This is a genomic window from Haloimpatiens myeolchijeotgali (assembly GCF_042688525.2).
In the GTDB taxonomy this organism is placed as follows: Bacteria; Bacillota; Clostridia; order Clostridiales; family Clostridiaceae; genus Haloimpatiens.
In genome coordinates this window covers 1,895,778-1,914,409 of record NZ_JBHWAB010000001.1, presented here as the reverse complement: position 1 = coordinate 1,914,409, position 18,632 = coordinate 1,895,778, and the positions used below count along the sequence as shown (strand labels likewise).

Genomic DNA, 18,632 nt, shown 5'->3' with positions numbered 1-18,632 from the left:
AAATTTCCTCCACGCTTTCTAAAAATCAGAAATATTTAATATCTCTTGAGGTATATATTTATCACTTTCCAATATATTCATTATGTTTTTTCTATACTCTTTTGAAAACTCTCTTATAAATAATTCACCTATATTCCTATTCTGACCAATTTTGGTATTCGGCAAAACAAATTTTTCCTTAATATACTTATCTATCATAGATTCATAACCTTTTACAAATGGTTTTATTGTAAAATTATCTTTGAAAATTTCATGTACTCCTTCATAAATTATTATACCTTCATAATCTAAATCACCAAGATATAAGATCTCATTACTTTTATCTAAAAGATAAGGTTCTACACAAAATTCAAAGTCTTTAAAAGTTTTATAAATATTTTTCCCACCACCATATATTAATGTAGCAATTTCTTCTCCAAATATGGTGCCTCCATATTTAATAAGTTTCATTCTCATACTATAAAACGTATCCTTATTTTCAATAATTAATATTTTCTGTGGTGAATTTTTGTGATAAGAATAATATGCAAGTGGTTCTGTGGTATAGTATATATTTAGAAATGCTTCTTTCAAATTAAGATTTTTAAGAATTCGCCTTCCGCCTTCTTTTCCTAAAAATTTTTCTCTTCCCCAAATTTGAAAACTTCTTTCATTAACAGAGGTTTGTGTTTTTAAAAGTTCTATTTTTTCATCTAGAAATTTACTAAGTGCTAGAACAAAAGCTCTATCTTTCTTATATTTTTCAATATTTTTCATATAATAAGTTTTATCTAATCTAATATTTAATCCATAGGAAAGTTCCTCTACATATTTTGAATTATCCTCGTCTTCTTGTATAATACTATACCTATTATGTAATGCTGGCTTTTTTCCATTTAATTTACTTCTTTTTATAGGTTTTAATACTCCATCATTAATTAATGTAGTTATTATTTTCACTAACTCTAAATAATCTTTTACATTTAGATATTTTTGTATCTCATGTAGTTCTATTCTTTTTTTACTTAAATTTCTTAAATCTTTCACTTTAAAGCTCCTTATCTCAATTATTCATAATAACATCCTTATTAATTCCATAACTATTTGTTTACATTATTTATTATAACTCAATTTTCCCAGTAAAAAAATACTGCCTTCTGGGCTCTAACATAAAACTCTATAAAAATATAATGTCATATGATTAAAATTGCTATTATTGAGAATAAAAATACCTAAAAAGACTACATTATAAAATAATAGAACTTTTATAGGAGATGAAAATCATGAATAAAAAAATTACAATTTGTATTTTACTTATTTTTTTAGTATCGTTCTTAGGTTTTACTACTGGATGTACTAATGAAAAACTAAATAGTACATCTAAAGATCCTAAAATTGAAGAAAAAAGCTAAAACAGAAGAACCAAAATTAAAGGAAGAAATACCATCTAAAAAAGAAACAGAAGATGAAAAACAAATAGCTCCTAAAGAAAGAACTGAAATTGATGAAAAAAACAAAAATGAAGTACCTTTAAAAGAATTCACCAAAGCAGAAGTAGCTCAATATAATGGTAAAAATGGGAAACCTATGTATGCCATAGTTAATAAAATCGTATATGATGTATCTGATATGCCTCAGTGGAAAAATGGAAAACATTATGGACATAATGCTGGTCGAGATTTTACTAGCGAAATGAATAGATCCCCTCATGGTTTAAAGGTATTAGAAGATGCAAAAGTAGTGGGAAAAGTAATAGACTAAATAGCTTTATTTAGATATGATACTTGTCATACAGAAAAAGCACTTTAGAGTATTTTTTATTACTAAAGTGCTTTCACAATTAATGTCCTCTTTTTTTCTGCTTTTTCTTTTCCTGTTTTTTTTCAAATTTCAATTGCTTTTCTTTTTCACGTCTTTCTTTTGATAATATTTTTCTTTCCTTTTTTTTATTTTCATAATCAAGTTTTATTGCCTGTTGTGCCTTTGTACCTATACCCTTTTCTTTTAATTTTTCTCGTATTTTTCTTTGCATCCTTTTAGGATTAACTTTTTTCTTAGGTTTCTCATCAATTGATAATGGCTTACTAAATTTAAGATTATTATAGTTTTTTAGAACAAACTCATATATTTCACAATCTTTAGGTTCTTGTCCAAAAACTACCCTACATATTTCAATTTTGTCATCCTCAACTTTTTCAAAAACACCTATCCAAAATGGATCATCAAAAAATACTGTTAACTTTATCATTTTTTCTCCTCCTGTTGTAAAGCTTGAACAGAGAATGGACAACCCCAGGAGGGCAGGTTACTTACGGATAAACCGCATTCGGACTACCAACCGAATTGTGTTTTTATCTCAAAGCTACTAATTTTAATTAATATTGTATTATTATCTCTTATACGAAAATTATACCAAACTTTTTTATATATTGAAACTATAAATAAATATGATATTATTTATCATTATAAATTACTTTGCTTACCTTACGGAGTCTGCCTTTAATAGGTTTAGTTTGTAATGCTTCATAAACTAACTGCCCTTTATTATTTAATATTTCTACAAAAGTAGATATATCCAGTATGCTAATAATACCTATATCTTCTGCTGTCATACCTTTAATATTACAAAGTGTACCTACAATATCCACTGGTCTCATCTTTGTTTTCTTACCTGCATTAATATGTAATTTTATGATTTCTTTACTTAATTTATCACCTTTTACTTCTTTGATTTTAGGTGTAGTGTTTAATTTTTCTATAAACTTTTCTTTGCAATTATTTACAGTCTCTTTGTCTGGTCTTTCTTTTAACAAAATTTCTTTTCCTATATACTTATGTATATCATTTAAAAATTTACTCTCATTTTGTGTTACAAAAGTAATTGCTCTTCCTTTTTTTCTTATACGTCCAGTTCTTCCTATTCTATGAACATAACTTTCTCTCTCTTGTGGTATATCATAATTTATTACAAGTGAAATATTATCTATATCTATCCCTCTAGCTGCCACATCTGTAGCTACTAGATATCTAAAATACCCTTGCCTAAAACTGTCCATTACACTTAATCTATCCCGTTGTTCCATTCCTCCATGGATTTTATTACAAGTATATTTAAGACTTGATAGTTTATCATAGACTTCTTCTACCTTTTGTTTTGTATTACAAAAGATTATACAACTATCTGGATTTTCTACTATGGTTATATCTCTTAAAAGTTCCATCTTATCTTTATTACTTACTGTATATCTTTCTTGACATATCCTATCTGATACTGAATTTTGTTCTTTTATTTCAATTGATATAGGAGTTTTCATATATCTAGTACATAAACTTTCTATATCCTTAGACATTGTAGCTGATAACAATACTGTTACTCTATCTTTTGATAATCTGTTTATTATAGTTTCTATTTGTTCTATAAATCCCATATTAAGCATTTCATCAGCTTCATCTACTATAAGATATTTTATTTTCGATGTATCCAATGTTCCTCTCTGTACATGATCTATAATACGACCTGGTGTTCCAACTACCACGTGTGTTTTTTGCTTAAGCTCTTTTTCTTGCTTAGCAAAAGAAGACTTTCCGTATAGTGCAGATACCTTAATCCGTTTAAATCTCCCTATATTAAAAACATCCTCTTTAACTTGAATAGCAAGTTCTCTTGTTGGTGTAACTACTAGTGCTTGAGGTTTATTTTCACACCAATCCACTAATTCACAAATAGGAATAGTATATGCTGCAGTTTTTCCACTTCCAGTTTGAGACTTCACAATTATGTCTTTTTGATTTAATACAGCTGGTATAACTTTTTTTTGAACCTTTGTAGGATTTTTAAAATTTAACATATTGATTGCTTTCAATATCTCATTACTTAATTTGTAATCATTAAAATTTTCTTTTATCATTTCTTCATCTCTTTCTTTAAATATTTTCTTTCATTTATCTTTTGCACTATATATTTTATTACTTTTCCCTAAAAAAATATATAATTAACTTAAAAATTTTATTCTTACATTTTTTAGTTACTTAACCTACCCTTTCTATTGTAATATATTTCTTGTAGTTACTCCTTAAAATAGTTGTTATAATTAATGTTAACAATTTCATTTAAAAGGAGGCCTAAAATGTTTAAAAACAAATTCTCAAAATTTTTATTTCTGTGTACAACATTATTTACTTCTTTTTTACTTTCAAATGAAGTATTTGCAAAATCTCCTCTCATTAACAGATTGTCTGGTATAAACAGATATGAAACAAACATATCCATAGTTAAAAATGGTTGGTCTGAATCCTCTAATGTAGTACTAGCAAATGGACAAGATTACCCAGATGCACTTTGTGCTGCACCATTAGCAAATGCTAAAAATGCTCCTATAATTCTTACTGCAAAAGACCATATCAATACTTCTGCAATAAACGAATTATCTAGACTTAAAACTAAAAATGTATATATTATAGGAGGCACTGGTGTTGTTTCAAGCGAAATTGAAGAAAAACTTAAAAGTTTAGGAATAAATTGCATAAGACTTGCAGGTAAAAATAGATATGAAACATCTGTTAGGATTGCAGAACAAATCGGTACAAGCAATGGGATTGTAGTAGCCTCTGGTGAAAATTTCCCTGATGCATTAAGTATTGCTCCTATTGCTGCAAAAAAAGCATGCCTATTTTATTATCTCCTAAAAATTCTTTACCACAAGAAGTAAATTCATATTTGCAAGGCAAAAATATAACTAATTCTTACATAGTTGGTGGTGTCGGTGTTATTAGCACTGCTATTAGAAATTCACTTAAGAACGTTAAACGTTTAAGTGGTATGAATAGATATGAAACAAATATAAAGGTACTTAAAGAATTTCAAAACTCTCTAGACTTGACTTCCATGTACGCTGCCTCAGGTAAAAACTTTCCTGATGCTCTTTCTGGAAGTACACTTGCTGCTAAGTATAATGCTCCTTTAGTACTTATGGATACTAATTTATCAGAAGCTACTTCAGATTACTTAAAAACACAAAACACTAAAACATTAAATGTATTTGGAGGTACTGGAGCAGTAAGTTCAAATGTAGAAAATACTTTAAAAAGCACTATGAAATATTTGAATATTACCGAAGTTGATAATATTTCTGACCTATGTTTTATAGGAGATACGAGTTATGTTTTCCCCACTACAGCACTTGCAACCTTTGAAGATTCTTCTAGAAAACTTGTACCTGTTAAATGGGATTCAACTACTTTAGATACTTCCAAAGCTGGATCATATAACTTTGAAGGTACTGTACAAGGTTATACAGGAAAAGTTCAAATGACTTTAAAAATTACAGAAGAAAAAGGAAATATAAATGGAAACCTAGTAAATGGAGGGAAATTTGCATACTATAAAGGAAAACTATATTTTGCTGATGTAAAAAATAATAATAATATTTATAGAATGGATAACTATGGAACTAATCTAACTAAATTAAACAGTGATGATTCTTCCCATATTAATATTGTAAAAAATCATATTTATTATCATAATATGTCTGATGACGGAAAAATATATAAAATGAATCTTGATGGATCTGCAAAAATAAAATTAATAGACCAATCAACTTCTGAATTTATTGTTGTAGGTGACTGGATTTACTATAGTTATAATAATAATGGAAGTAATTTTTACAAAATGAAAACTGATGGTTCTAATAACATAAAACTAAATGATGATAACGCATCTTGCATAAATATAATTAACAATTACATATACTATTCCAACAAAAATGATAATAATTCAATTTATAAAATGAAAATTGATGGTAGTGAAAAAACTAAAGTTTGCAGTGACACTTCTTTTTTTGTTAATGTAGTAGATGACTGGATTTATTATTTTAAACCTGAAGATATTGATTATCATCTTTATAAAATAAAAACTAATGGTACTGAAAAGAGTGAACTTCCTGTAGAGGTTGGTCATAGTTTAAATGTTTATGATGGTTGGATTTATTATATTAGCCCTCTTGACGATATCAGATTATGTAAGATGCGTATCGATGGCTCTGATAAGACAGTACTTTCTGATTATATGGGTAAATCAGTACACATAATTGGTGATTTGATATTTTATTATAATGAAGAATATAAAACTTACTTTACTATGAAACTTGATGGTAGTATGGATTGGATTTTTAAAAACACTGTAATAAATGAAAATGAATCAAACAATACACTTTCCTCTGCTAATAAAATTAATCTTCCCATAGGTTTAGGTAATGCCATAGATATTACTGGAAACATCAAAAAAGGGGACGTAGATTACTATAAAATTTCAATACCTAAAGATTCATATAATACAAATTACTTTAATGTAATTTTAAATTCTCCAAATATAGGAAGTAATTCCACAATATCTTTGTTGGACCAATATGGTAATATTATTCATAGTGTACAAGCTGACTATAAAGGAATTGGGTTCTTTTCATTAGAAATACCTCCAGGTCAAAGTAGTACATGTTATCTTAAAATATCTTCACCACATGGAGATTTAATTGAAACAGGAGAATATACATTGATGACATATATTGTAAATAAATCTTGATTTTAAAGTACCTTTTTTAAATAATTAACTATAATATTATAACTAACAGTATGCCCCCCTAATATCAGAGGGGCATAAAATTTAAAATCATATTATATGCATAAGCTAAAATTGTAAAAATATATCATTGAGATGTATAAATATATTTTTAAGTTTTCACATTAAAAATACTATGCAAAACTTAACTAATAATTAAATTTTAACTTTGATTACTAATTATTTTCAACCCTTTTGATAAGATACTAGTATCCCAATTATTACTCATATACAACTATATATTTGTATCTTATAATATAAAGCACACTAAATAAAAAGGGGGATTTCAATGAATAGTATTCGTAAATATTTCGCAACAGGTTTGTCTATAACATTCATTATGTTTTTATTTCTTAACTCACTTGCTTTTGCAGCTCCAAAACGTTCTACTTCTTCTAAACCGTCTAAAAAATATGTTTCTGCTCCCCAAGGATTAATATCTTCTAATATTACTACAGACAGTTTAACCTTAACTTGGTCTTCTGTATCTAATGCTTCTGTTTATAAAATATATAGATCTACTCCAAATGATTCAAACTATTCACTAATAGCTACTATTTCAAACACAAATTATACTGACACAAATTTAAATAGCGAAACAGATTATTGGTATTATATCAAAGCATATAATCGATTTGCTACTTCAAAAGATTCAACTCATATAAAAGTTTCTACACTTAATGCTATAATACCAACTGATCCAGTAATACCAACTGATCCAGTAGAAAATACAAAAAAAACTGTATTAGGCTATACAACTTATTATTACTCAGGGGATAGTTCTTCCTACAATTCCATGGTTGCAAACACTTCACCACTTGATGAAATTGCTACAGCCAATTATGTTACTGATGGTTATGGTAATCTTACAGGACTAGTTCCAACTGAACAAATAAACTATGCAAATAATAATGGTATTAAAACATTCGCTATGGTAGCTAATAATTTTGATGGAAATGTAGCTAAAACTCTTTTAGAAAATGCTGAAAATAGACAAGCTTTGATAAATAACATTTTATCCGAATTAAACACACACAGTTATGCAGGTGTCAACATAGATCTAGAGGGTGTTTATTATTATGATAGACCTTACTACACAACATTTTTAAGTGAACTTTACTCTGAATTACATCCTCAAGGATTTTTAATTGCAGTTTCTGTTCCTGCTAAAACAAGTGATAATTCTACTAATTCTTGGAGTGGAGCTTATGACTATGCTAAAATCGCAGCATATGCTGATACAGTCGCAATTATGACTTATGATGAGCACTACCCAGGTGGAACACCAGGACCTATAGCTTCGATTAATTGGGTAGAAAATGTAGTAAAGTATGCAACTTCAGTTATCCCAAAAGAAAAAATTCTTCTTGGCACAGCTGCTTATGGTTATGATTGGTCATCGAATGGTACTAAAGCATACAGTATTAATGGAATTTATAAATTAGCTTCAGATTACGGAAGTACAATAAAATGGGATTCAACTTCTCAAACACCTTATTTTAATTACACTGATTCAGCCGGCGTATATCATACAGTGTGGTTTGAAAATGAGACAAGCCTTGGTTACAAATTAAATATTGTAAATAATTACGACTTATCTGGTATAGCTATATGGAGATTAGGTCTCGAAAATAAGGCATATTGGGATACAATAAATACTAAATTTAACAAATAACACAAAAGATAATAACATGAGTTCTCTTTAATATAGAACTCATGCTGTTTTAAAACATAGCTAATTTTCCATGTTTACTACCTCCTCTTTTCATTTACCATAATACAAAATTTAACCACAAAAAATCAACCAAAAGGTTGATTTTAAATTAAATAATAAATTAGTACAAAGCACTTCAACTATAAGTTTGTATAAGTATATTGACATTTTATATCTAAATACATATAATTTTACTTATAGAGGGAGTAACTTACCTTTTTTAGGTATCAAAGTCGTCAGTACGGAATTTTTTTCTCGGCTTTGGTGACATTTTTTTGTTTAGTGAGACTCTACATTTAAGTTATTTTTACTTAACTTAATTGTAGTGTCTTTTTATTTTAGTATTAGTATTTGTTTAAATAAAAATAAAACGAAAAGGAGAATATTCATGGACTCAATATTACTAAATTACATTAATTCATTCCCTACTATAGTTTTATTACTTATTATATGTGTATCATTATACACTTTAGGTAAAGGTGCCGATCTTCTTGTAGATGAGGCTGTTAGTCTATCAGTACAATGGGGTATTCCTAAAATAATTATTGGTGCAACTATTGTATCTTTAGGAACTACATTACCTGAAGTTACTGTATCAGTTTTTGCAGCATTGAAAGGCAATCCTGATTTGGCTCTTGGAAATGCTATTGGCTCTATTATAGCTGATACTGGTCTTATTATAGGACTCGCTGCAATAATAGGACAGCTACCAGTAGATCAAAATACTATAAATAGACAAGGTAAAATTCAAGTTCTAGCTGGTATCTTATTATCTGTTGTATGTCTTCCATTCTTTTCAAATGGTGGTAAAAGAATTGGAATAATTCCTCAATGGATGGGATGGATTTTTCTTGTTTTATTAGCTATGTATCTTTATAAATCATTTAAATGGGCAAAAAGTTCTAAATCTAACAAAGATGATAATACAGAAGAAGAAGTAGCTGTAGAAAAAACTAATAAACCTATTGCTCTTCAAGTTATTATGATGTTTTTAGGAATAATTATCGTTATAATTTCATCTAAAATTCTTATTCCTTCTGTTGAAGTAACAGCTATAAGGATTGGAATACCTCAAAGTATCATAGCAGCTACTTTAATTGCTTTTGGTACTAGTCTTCCAGAACTTATTACAGCTATAACTGCTGTTAAGAAAGGTCATGGAGAACTTGCTATTGGAAACATTGTAGGTGCCGATGTTTTAAATGTTTTATTTGTAGTTGGAAGTGCTGCATCTGTTACTAAAGGAGGACTTGTAGTTCCAACAAATTTTTATAAGCTTCAAATACCAGTAATGCTTATTATTCTTTTATCATTTAGACATTTTTCAAAGAACAAAGGACACGTTATAACTAAAAAAGAAGGTATATTCCTTACTGCAATCTATTCAGTATATATCCTTTTATCATATTTTGGAATGTAATTTATACATAGCACTATCCAAGATAAAAATAGCATGAGTTCTATATTTAACAGAACTCATGCTATTTATTATGTTATTGTACTATTTTGTTCTGATAAAAGAAATTAATCCATGTGCCAAGGTTTCATTTAGATAACTAATTCACACATATTTTTATAAAGCCCATTCCTTAAAATAAGCTGCTGGTGATTTCCTTTTTCAACTATATGTCCTTTATCTAAAACATAAATAATGTCCATATTTTCTATTGAAGTTAACCTATGAGTAATCATAATTACAGTTTTGTTTTCCATTAATAAATTTAATGCTTCTTTTATCTCATCCTCAGTTTTAGAATCCAATGAAGATGTAGCTTCATCTAAAATCAATATAGGTGAATTTTTCAAAAATGCTCTTGCTATAGCCACCCTTTGCTTTTGACCACCAGATAAATTAACAGCTTTTTCTCCAACTAGTGTTTGAAAACCATCAGGCTGTTCCATAATAAAGTTATAAGCCTTTGCTTCTTTTGCTGCTTCTACTATATCGTCCATAGAACAATTTAAATTTCCACATCTAATATTTTCTTCTATAGTTCCATTAAATAAATATGCATCTTGTGATACATATGAAATCATTTCTCTTAATTTAGATAAATTAATATTCTTTATATCGTTGCCGTATATAAATATTTTTCCATCTTTAATATTGTATAAATTTAAAATTAATTTTGAAATTGTACTTTTTCCACTACCACTTGAACCAATTAAAGCTATTTTCTCTCCATTTTTTATTGATAAATTAAAATTTGTTAATACTTTCTTATCCAATTCATATTGAAAATTTACTTTACTCATTTTTATTGCAATATTCTTATCAATTATTTCAATATTTTTATTTTCTAACACTGAATCTTCCTTTTTTTCATTTAATAAGTCAAAAATTTTATTTGCTCCTACTAATGAATCTTGAGTATCAGTTATAAAATTACCAATATTAGTAAACATATAACTTGCATAAGTTTGCAAACTTACCATAGCAATAATTGTACCAATACTAGTAACTCCTTTTACAACCAATAATATACCTATAAGAATTATAATAACATATCTAAATTTATCGTAAATATAATTTAATGAATCCATCAACCCAGTAACTTTAACTCTTTTTAATGTAAGAACTGACATATCTTCATTTTTATTTGCATAATCATCAAATAATTCTTTATCAAGATTAAACATCTTTGATATTTTCATTGAAGCTAAAATATTAGTTAATTGTTGATTATTAAAGATGAATTTATCCTGAATATCCTCACTTAAACTTCTAATTGGTTTTATAAACTTTTTATTTATATATATAGATACTCCACATAAAGGTAATATAATTATAGCTATTTTCCAATCAAGAAAAAACATTGAACCTATAGCTAAAGACCCATGAATTATGGCAAATATCAACATAACCAAATTTTGATTATATAAAGCTTCAATTTTGGTTATATTATTAGTTACTAATGTAATTATTTCACCACTATGATGTTTTTCATAATATGATATAGGTAACTTACTTAAATTTCTAAATATTTTCTCTTTAATCTCTACTATAGTTTCAGCAGAAACTTTATTCCATACGTATTTAAAAATTGGGACTAATAATACTCCCACTGCTAGAGTCCCTACTCCTAAATACATAGCTCTAATAAATAAAGCTTTATTATTATATACAATTGCATTTAACATATCCTTCATAATAAAAGCTATTGCAATATTGTAGCAAAATGAGTCTGTTATAGAATCTAATATCACTGCACTTAAATAAACCCATACTTTCTTTTTCATAAGTGACATCGCTTTAACAACTTCTTTTCTCATTATAATTGCCACCTCTCTAAAAAACTTTAATTCTTATTGAAGCTGTGCTTTAAATTGTCTATTGTATAACTCTCTATAATACTTACCATTTTGCATTAGTGATTTATGAGTTCCTTTTTCAACTATAACTCCTTTATCTAATACTAAAATTTCATCTGCCTCTACAATTGTTGAAAGCTTATGTGCTATAGTTATACTAGTCTTATTTTTAAAAATTTCATTTAAATTGTTTTGAATTTTTATTTCATTTTCAGTATCAAGGGCTGAAGTTGCCTCATCAAGTAACAAAATAGCAGAATTTTTTAATATTGCCCTAGCAATTGATAGTCTTTGCTTTTGTCCACCAGATAAATTAACACCATTCTCCCCAATAATTGTTTTATAACCATTAGATAAATTAATTATATAATCATGAATATTTGCTAATTTAGCTGCCTCAATTACATCCTCTTTTTTTGCAAACTTTGACCCAGTTTTTATATTTGAATATATAGTATCTGGAAAAACATATACACCTTGAGATACTATTGATATATTTTCTCTAACCTTATTAATATCTAGATTTTCTAAATCTTCACCGTAAAATTTTATATTTCCTAACTGTTTTTTATAAAACCCACACAAAAGTTTAAATATTGTACTCTTTCCACTGCCACTTTCTCCAACTAATGCAACTTTTTTGCCTTCTTCTATTTTAAAACTAATTTTATTCAAAATATTTTTCTGAAGATCATAACTAAAAGATACGTCTTTAAATTCAATACATAATTTATTTTTAGGTAAATCTTTTGTTCCAAATAAATCTTTTGGCGCATCTAACAATTTGCATATACGATCTATAGCTCCAGAAGTACTTTTCAAACTACTATTTAATCTTAAGATTTGTCTTGAAGGGTTATATAAATATGTAACTAATGTTTGACATGCAATTAATTCTCCTGTAGTAATATCTCCATTAACAGCTAAATATCCTCCAAATAAAGAACAAATAAATATAGGTATAACTACTTGAGCTAATTCTATATACAATAAATAAACATTACAAAATTTATTCAATTTGAAATTTTCTTTCAAAGCTTTCTTTAATGTATTCTTATATCTACCCGCTAACCATTCTTCTAAATTATAAGTTTTACTTGTATAAGCTCCTCCTATATTTGTTGAATCATAAAATATAGAATTGGCTTCTGCTGTATGATCTTGTTGTGATTTTACGATGGCTGATAATCTTTTACTAACTATAGTATTAATATACATTGCTATAGGTATAGATATAGCTACCGCTATTAGCAATTTCCAACTTATTGTGTACAAATATATGATTGCAGTTATTAATATAATTGGTTGACATATAAAATCAGCAGCTTTATTTAGAGTCTTGTCCACTATATCAATATCATTATTTAAAGTTGTTATTACATCTCCAGTATTAATAGAATCAATATAACTGACACTAGTTTTTTGTAAATTACTAACTATTTTATTTCTCATATCTCTTACAGAATAAATTGAACATCTAAAAGAAGAATATTTCATAATATATGTAAGAAATGCTCCTAATGCAGTTAATCCTAACAAACAATAAACATCATTAATAAACAACTCATATTTATTACTTAACCCATTATCAGTAGCCCTTGAAAGAAAATATATTATAGAAATATTAACAACTACACTTACTAAAGAAAATATTATGTTTAAGAACAACCAAAATTTATGTGGTTTCAAATATGAATATAACCATTTAAAAGAATTCCTCTCTTTTGCTTCATTATACATATACACTTTCGCCATCCTTTTAAAATTAAATATTAAGAGTACTGCAAAAATTTACTTTACTAAATTTTTAATTATTTAGGTATATTTTACACTAGTTATTAACAGCTTTCAACAAATTACTCATATCAATTATATTTTAAAATATAAAAGGCCATGAAGTTTTTAAGCTATACTATCTCTCCTCATGGCTTTTATCTATTTTATATTAAATTTACAACAACAATATAATAATAATAACTTTAAGGATTTTTTTACCTAATCCAAACTATTCATTACCCCAACTAATATATTATAACCAATACAAAACAATTCACCTAAAGTCATTACTCTATTATCTCTTACTTGTGTTAATTATCCTTGTTATATTCTCAACAGAAACTTCTAAGTTTTCTTTTCCTTTAACTAAAGCTTCCTCAAGACTAAATACTCCAGATAAAATACCTATAACTGAATCTATCCCCAATTCATATAATTCTTCAATTCCTGAACCAACCTTCCCTGCAAAAGCAATTACAGGAATATTATATTTCTTTGCTATTTTTGCAACTCCAACAGGTGTCTTTCCAAACTTAGTTTGAAAATCTATACTTCCTTCACCTGTGAACACATAATCTGCATCCTTTACCTTTTTTTCTAAATTAGAATATTCCATTACTAAATCTATACCTTTTTTTAATTTAGCATTACAGAAACCTATAAGAGCTGCTCCAAGTCCCCCAGCTGCTCCTGCCCCTTCTATAGCGTCAACTTCTTTTCCTAAAAATTTTCTAATTACATTTCCATAATGCTTTAAGTTTTTATCTAATACCTTTACCATCTTTAAAGTTGCCCCTTTTTGTGGACCAAAGGTATAACTTGCTCCCTTTTCTCCTGTAAGAGGATTTTTTACATCACAAGCTACTTCTATTTCTATATCTAAAACTCTTTTATCAAAGTTGCTTAAATCTATTTTTTCAAGATTACCTAAATCTCCACCACCAAAATTAAGCTCTCTTCCCACTTTATCTTTCAAACTTATTCCAAGTGCTTGAAGCATTCCTGCTCCTCCATCATTTGTAGAACTTCCACCTAATCCTATTATTATCTTCTTTACTCCCTTATCTAAGGCTGTTTTTATGAGCTCTCCTGTACCATAAGTAGTTGTAACCAATGGATTTCTATCTTCTCTTTTAACTAAATGGAGTCCACTTGCTTCAGCCATTTCTATAACTGCTGTTTCTCCATCTCCTAAGATACCAAATCGTCCTTCTATTTTATTGCCTAAAGGCGCTGTAACCTCTACAGTATACAACTTTCCTTCTGCAGCATCTACTAAAGATTCCATTGTTCCTTCTCCACCATCTGCCATAGGTACATGAATGCATTCTGCATCTTTGAACACTTTTTTTATTCCCTTTTCCATGGCAATACAAGCTTCTTTGGCTGTCATACTTTCTTTAAATGAATCTGGTGCTAATACGAATTTCACTCTATTCACCTCTATTAATATAATCTTTACGTTATAATCCTATTCTCTACATGACTCTATGTCTATACACTTACCAATGAACAACTTTTAAAGGTATTCACTTACAATCTACTACAATTGCTGATTTTCTAAGGAAAAGTATTTTCAATATTCACACAAGCCCAAAATACTACAATTATTAATGACAATTTTAGAAAAACTTTAACATAACAAAGAAAACTGTGCTTTATAAAGTTCTGCATATGCTCCATTTTGTTCTAGCAAAGAATCATGAGTACCTGTTTCAACAATATTTCCATCACACATAACAAGTATTTTATTTGCATTTTTAATTGTAGATAAACGATGAGCAATAATAAAACAAGTTCTGTTTTTGACTATTTCATTCATACCATTTTGTATTCTCTGCTCTGTAAGTGTATCAACATTAGAAGTAGCTTCATCCAAAATTAAAATCCTAGGGTCATGAAGTAATGTACGTGCTATTGTTATAAGTTGTTTTTCACCTTGCGAAATATTAGAAGCTTCTTCATTTAATATTGTATTGTATCCATCTGGAAGTGTTGAAATAAAGTGATGTGCTTGAGCTTTTTTAGCTGCTTCTATGCATTCTTCATCAGAAGCTCCTTCTTTTCCATAACGTATGTTTTCCATAATCGTTCCGTTAAAAAGCCATGTATCTTGAAGCACCATACCAAATTGTTCTCTAATATCACTTCTCTTGCACTCTGAAGCATTTACACCCCCTACACGGATTTCACCTTCATTCAAATCATAAAATCTCATAAGTAAATTAACAAGCGTTGTTTTTCCAGCTCCTGTTGGCCCAACAATCGCAATAGTCTGTCCGTTTTTTACATTTAATGAGAGATTTTCAATAAGTGGTTTCTCAGAGATATATCTAAAAGAAATATCTTTAAAAATTACGTCACCATTTTCAAATTCAGGTGAATTATTCTCACTATCTGTTTCTTCTGTCTCATCAAGAATTTCAAAAATACGTTCTGCTGAAGCTATTGAAGATTGTATTGAATTTGTAATACTTGTTATCTGATTTACAGGTCCTGAAAATAATTTTACATAAATCAAAAATGCAGCTACATCACCTAAAGTAATTACATTCATAGCAAAAAGTAGACCACTACTAACACAAATCAATACATAGGAAAAATTAGATAAAAAACTCATTAATGGCATTATTGTTCCTGTTATGAATTGAGCTTTCCATCCTGAATTACAATATACGTTATTTATATCAGTGAAACGCTCCTTTGTTTCATTCTCTTTTCCATAAGCTTTCACCGTTTTCAATCCACCATACATTTCTTCAATTAAACCATTAAGTTCTCCATTCGCTTTTTGCCGTCTTTTAAAAAGTTTTTGCGCACGTTTAATGATAGGTTTTGCAATAAAAAAATACATTGGAATAGTCAAAAGCACAACTAATGTCAATATCCTGCTAATAAATAACATCATTATAAAAACTCCAACTAGTGTAACAACACCAGAAATAAGCTGCACAATATTTTCCTGTAAAGTGACAGCGATATTTTCCACATCACCCACTGCACGTGAAAGTATTTCACCATGTGTTACACGGTCAAAAAAAGATAATGGTAAATGTGTAAGTTTACGTTGAACTTCTGAACGCATATCTCGAACTATGTTTTGTGAAACATTTGCCATAAGATATTGCTCAATAATAAGTAGTATTGTTGATATAACATAAACTCCTAATAAAACCCCAAGAATCTTATAAATCAATGAGTAATTAATTGAAACTATGATTCCATTAATTCTGCTTTCAACTGTTTGCTCAATGCTATTAATTGCAATACTCATTATTTTAGGAGCTAAAACCGAAAACAGTGTTGAAATCACAGCTATAACACAAACCAATATTAAAGTTGGTAAATGGGGATGAAAATATTTAAGGAGACGTTTTAAAGTAGTCTTAAAATCTTTGGGTTTATCCATCATTGAAGCCATTGCCATTGGACTATTGCGTCCAGGACCTCCTGTTACTGCACTATTCCCTGAAGACTTATTAAATTGATTGTTCTTTTTATTGCTCATATTAACACCTCCTCTTTTGATAACTGAGATAATGCTAATTCTTTGTAGAATATGCATCTGTTAATAAGTTCATCATGAGTCCCGACATCTTCTACTTTTCCTTCATTTAATACAATAATTTTATCTGCATCCATTACAGTTGCAATTCGTTGTGCAATAATTAAAACAGTTGTATCATTAAACTTTTCCTTTATAGCTTTACGAAGCTTTGCATCCGTCTTAAAATCCAATGCTGAAAAGCTATCGTCAAATAACAAAATTTTAGGTTTACGTGCCAATGCTCTAGCAATAGAAAGTCTTTGCCTCTGACCTCCCGAAAAATTCTTTCCGTTTTGAGCAATACTTGCACTATAACCATCAGACTTATCCATAATAAAATCTTCTGCCTGGGCAATCCGTGCCACTTCTTTTATTGCTCCTTCATTAAAATCCCTGCATCCGTATGATAAATTCTGAGCAATTGAGCCTGAAAACAATTCTGCTTCTTGTGCTGCATAACCAAAGTATGAGCGCAGTTTATTTTTTTTCATATCTCTAATATCTACCCCGCCTATCATTATTGACCCTTTTTTAGCATCATAAAATCGCAGTATCAACTGCATAATTGTAGATTTTCCCGAACCAGTTCCGCCAATTATCGCAGTTGTCTTTCCACTTTCAGCACTAAAACTCACATCATCTATCACTGCATTTTGTGCATTCCCGTAATTAAATATAACATGTGAAAAACTAATACTGCTATTTATAGGTTTATTTATTTCTTTAACATGCGGTTCTTTAAGAGTATTCTTCATATATAAAAGCTCACTAACTCTTTTTGCTGCTGCATTATAACGAGGTAACATTTGAAATACCATACTTAAACGAATGAACGCACCCAAAATCAATGTAGCATATTGAATCATAGCAATAAGTTCTCCTGGTAAAAATGTACCTTCATCAATTTTCACAGCACCAAAATACAAAATCGCAATAATAGTCAAATTCATAATTAATGTTATAAGTGGTGAATGCCATGCCATAATTTTCTGTGCCTTTATATTAGTCTCAGTAAGATCTTCATTTGCAGAGTTAAAACGCTTTTTTTCCGCATGATCTTTATTGAAAGCTCTTATAACACGAATACCGGTAAGATTTTCTCGAAGTACTCTGTTAACAGCATCAGTTTTTGGGAAAACAAATTTAAAAAATGGCGTAGCTTTACTTATAATTACATAACAAATAAATGCTAATAAAACTGCTGCCAATACGAATATTCCTGAAATTTCAACACTTGTACGAAAAGCTAAAATAATTCCTCCAATACAAGTAAATGGGGCAATCGTTCCCATTCTTAAAATTCTAAATGTTGAAAATTCCAAGTTGGCAATATCATTTGTCGTACGGTTAATCAATGATGCAGTTCCTGTTTTGTCTGTCTGATCCACTGAGCTGTCAATAACATGTGAAAACACATCTTTACGTAGATCACGTGCAAAATAGAATGATGCCTTTGCGTCAAAATAACTCGCCAAAACCCAACATGTTAAATTGAACAATGTTATCAATAACATTATTAAACCTTTATGAATAATATATACTGTATCTTTGCTGCTGATTCCTATATTGACAATATCTTTCATAATTCCTGGCAGTGCTAAATCGGCAAATGTTGTCATCATAATCAAAGCACCTGCTAAAATATAAATCATCATATACGGTTTTAGATAAACTAACACTTTTCTCATATT

Annotated in this window: 14 protein-coding genes; 6 read left to right on the top strand and 8 right to left on the bottom strand. The window is 28.5% G+C overall.

Annotation, left to right across the window (positions count from 1 at the left end):
- Nucleotides 1–18: 18 nt before the first annotated feature.
- Complete coding sequence (locus ACFIJ5_RS08565; protein WP_379806042.1) at nucleotides 19–1,026, bottom strand: Wadjet anti-phage system protein JetD domain-containing protein; 1,008 nt, start codon at nucleotides 1,024–1,026, stop codon at nucleotides 19–21.
- 236 nt (nucleotides 1,027–1,262) lie between these two features.
- Here ACFIJ5_RS08565 and ACFIJ5_RS08560 point away from each other — a divergent pair, with 236 nt between their 5' ends.
- Entirely contained in the window at nucleotides 1,263–1,391 is a 129-nt protein-coding gene (locus ACFIJ5_RS08560; RefSeq protein WP_379806040.1) for a hypothetical protein, read from the top strand.
- A complete protein-coding gene (locus ACFIJ5_RS08555) occupies nucleotides 1,375–1,740 on the top strand; it encodes a cytochrome b5 domain-containing protein (RefSeq protein ID WP_379806038.1) in 366 nt (121 codons plus the stop codon). The genes ACFIJ5_RS08560 and ACFIJ5_RS08555 overlap by 17 nt, the downstream gene beginning before the upstream one ends.
- A gap of 79 nt (nucleotides 1,741–1,819) precedes the next feature.
- On the opposite strand, the gene ACFIJ5_RS08550 is transcribed toward ACFIJ5_RS08555, so the two are convergent.
- Together ACFIJ5_RS08550 and ACFIJ5_RS08545 are read right to left on the bottom strand one after the other, a co-directional pair.
- A complete protein-coding gene (locus tag ACFIJ5_RS08550) occupies nucleotides 1,820–2,227 on the bottom strand; it encodes a YjdF family protein (protein ID WP_379806036.1) in 408 nt (135 codons plus the stop codon).
- 205 nt (nucleotides 2,228–2,432) lie between these two features.
- Complete coding sequence (locus ACFIJ5_RS08545; protein WP_379806034.1) at nucleotides 2,433–3,887, bottom strand: DEAD/DEAH box helicase; 1,455 nt, start codon at nucleotides 3,885–3,887, stop codon at nucleotides 2,433–2,435.
- 219 nt (nucleotides 3,888–4,106) lie between these two features.
- Here ACFIJ5_RS08545 and ACFIJ5_RS08540 point away from each other — a divergent pair, with 219 nt between their 5' ends.
- The 4 genes from ACFIJ5_RS08540 to ACFIJ5_RS08525 all read left to right on the top strand — a co-directional run bounded on the left by ACFIJ5_RS08540 (nucleotide 4,107) and on the right by ACFIJ5_RS08525 (nucleotide 9,726).
- The gene (locus ACFIJ5_RS08540; RefSeq protein WP_379806032.1) at nucleotides 4,107–4,688 is read left to right on the top strand and encodes a cell wall-binding repeat-containing protein; all 582 of its coding nucleotides are present in this window, start codon (nucleotides 4,107–4,109) and stop codon (nucleotides 4,686–4,688) included.
- Nucleotides 4,643–6,556, top strand: a complete 1,914-nt coding sequence (locus ACFIJ5_RS08535) for a DUF5050 domain-containing protein (RefSeq protein ID WP_379806030.1) — start codon at nucleotides 4,643–4,645, stop codon at nucleotides 6,554–6,556. The genes ACFIJ5_RS08540 and ACFIJ5_RS08535 overlap by 46 nt, the downstream gene beginning before the upstream one ends.
- 325 nt (nucleotides 6,557–6,881) lie before the next feature.
- Complete coding sequence (locus tag ACFIJ5_RS08530; protein ID WP_379806028.1) at nucleotides 6,882–8,267, top strand: glycosyl hydrolase family 18 protein; 1,386 nt, start codon at nucleotides 6,882–6,884, stop codon at nucleotides 8,265–8,267.
- Nucleotides 8,268–8,694: 427 nt separating this feature from the next.
- Nucleotides 8,695–9,726, top strand: a complete 1,032-nt coding sequence (locus ACFIJ5_RS08525) for a calcium/sodium antiporter (protein ID WP_379806026.1) — start codon at nucleotides 8,695–8,697, stop codon at nucleotides 9,724–9,726.
- 128 nt (nucleotides 9,727–9,854) lie between these two features.
- Here the strand turns inward: ACFIJ5_RS08525 and ACFIJ5_RS08520 are convergent, their stop codons facing one another.
- The 5 genes from ACFIJ5_RS08520 to ACFIJ5_RS08500 all read right to left on the bottom strand — a co-directional run bounded on the left by ACFIJ5_RS08520 (nucleotide 9,855) and on the right by ACFIJ5_RS08500 (nucleotide 18,629).
- Entirely contained in the window at nucleotides 9,855–11,579 is a 1,725-nt protein-coding gene (locus ACFIJ5_RS08520) for an ABC transporter ATP-binding protein (RefSeq protein WP_379806024.1), read from the bottom strand.
- 33 nt (nucleotides 11,580–11,612) lie between these two features.
- Nucleotides 11,613–13,358: an ABC transporter ATP-binding protein gene (locus ACFIJ5_RS08515; protein WP_379809575.1), complete on the bottom strand. Its 1,746-nt coding sequence runs from the start codon at nucleotides 13,356–13,358 to the stop codon at nucleotides 11,613–11,615.
- Between the two features lie 331 nt (nucleotides 13,359–13,689).
- Nucleotides 13,690–14,826: a glycerate kinase family protein gene (locus ACFIJ5_RS08510; RefSeq protein WP_379806022.1), complete on the bottom strand. Its 1,137-nt coding sequence runs from the start codon at nucleotides 14,824–14,826 to the stop codon at nucleotides 13,690–13,692.
- A 201-nt stretch (nucleotides 14,827–15,027) separates the two neighbouring features.
- Nucleotides 15,028–16,902: an ABC transporter ATP-binding protein gene (locus ACFIJ5_RS08505; protein WP_379806020.1), complete on the bottom strand. Its 1,875-nt coding sequence runs from the start codon at nucleotides 16,900–16,902 to the stop codon at nucleotides 15,028–15,030.
- On the bottom strand, nucleotides 16,899–18,629 hold the full coding sequence (locus ACFIJ5_RS08500) for an ABC transporter ATP-binding protein (protein WP_379806017.1): 1,731 nt from the start codon (nucleotides 18,627–18,629) through the stop codon (nucleotides 16,899–16,901). The genes ACFIJ5_RS08505 and ACFIJ5_RS08500 overlap by 4 nt, the downstream gene beginning before the upstream one ends.
- Nucleotides 18,630–18,632 lie beyond the last annotated feature (3 nt).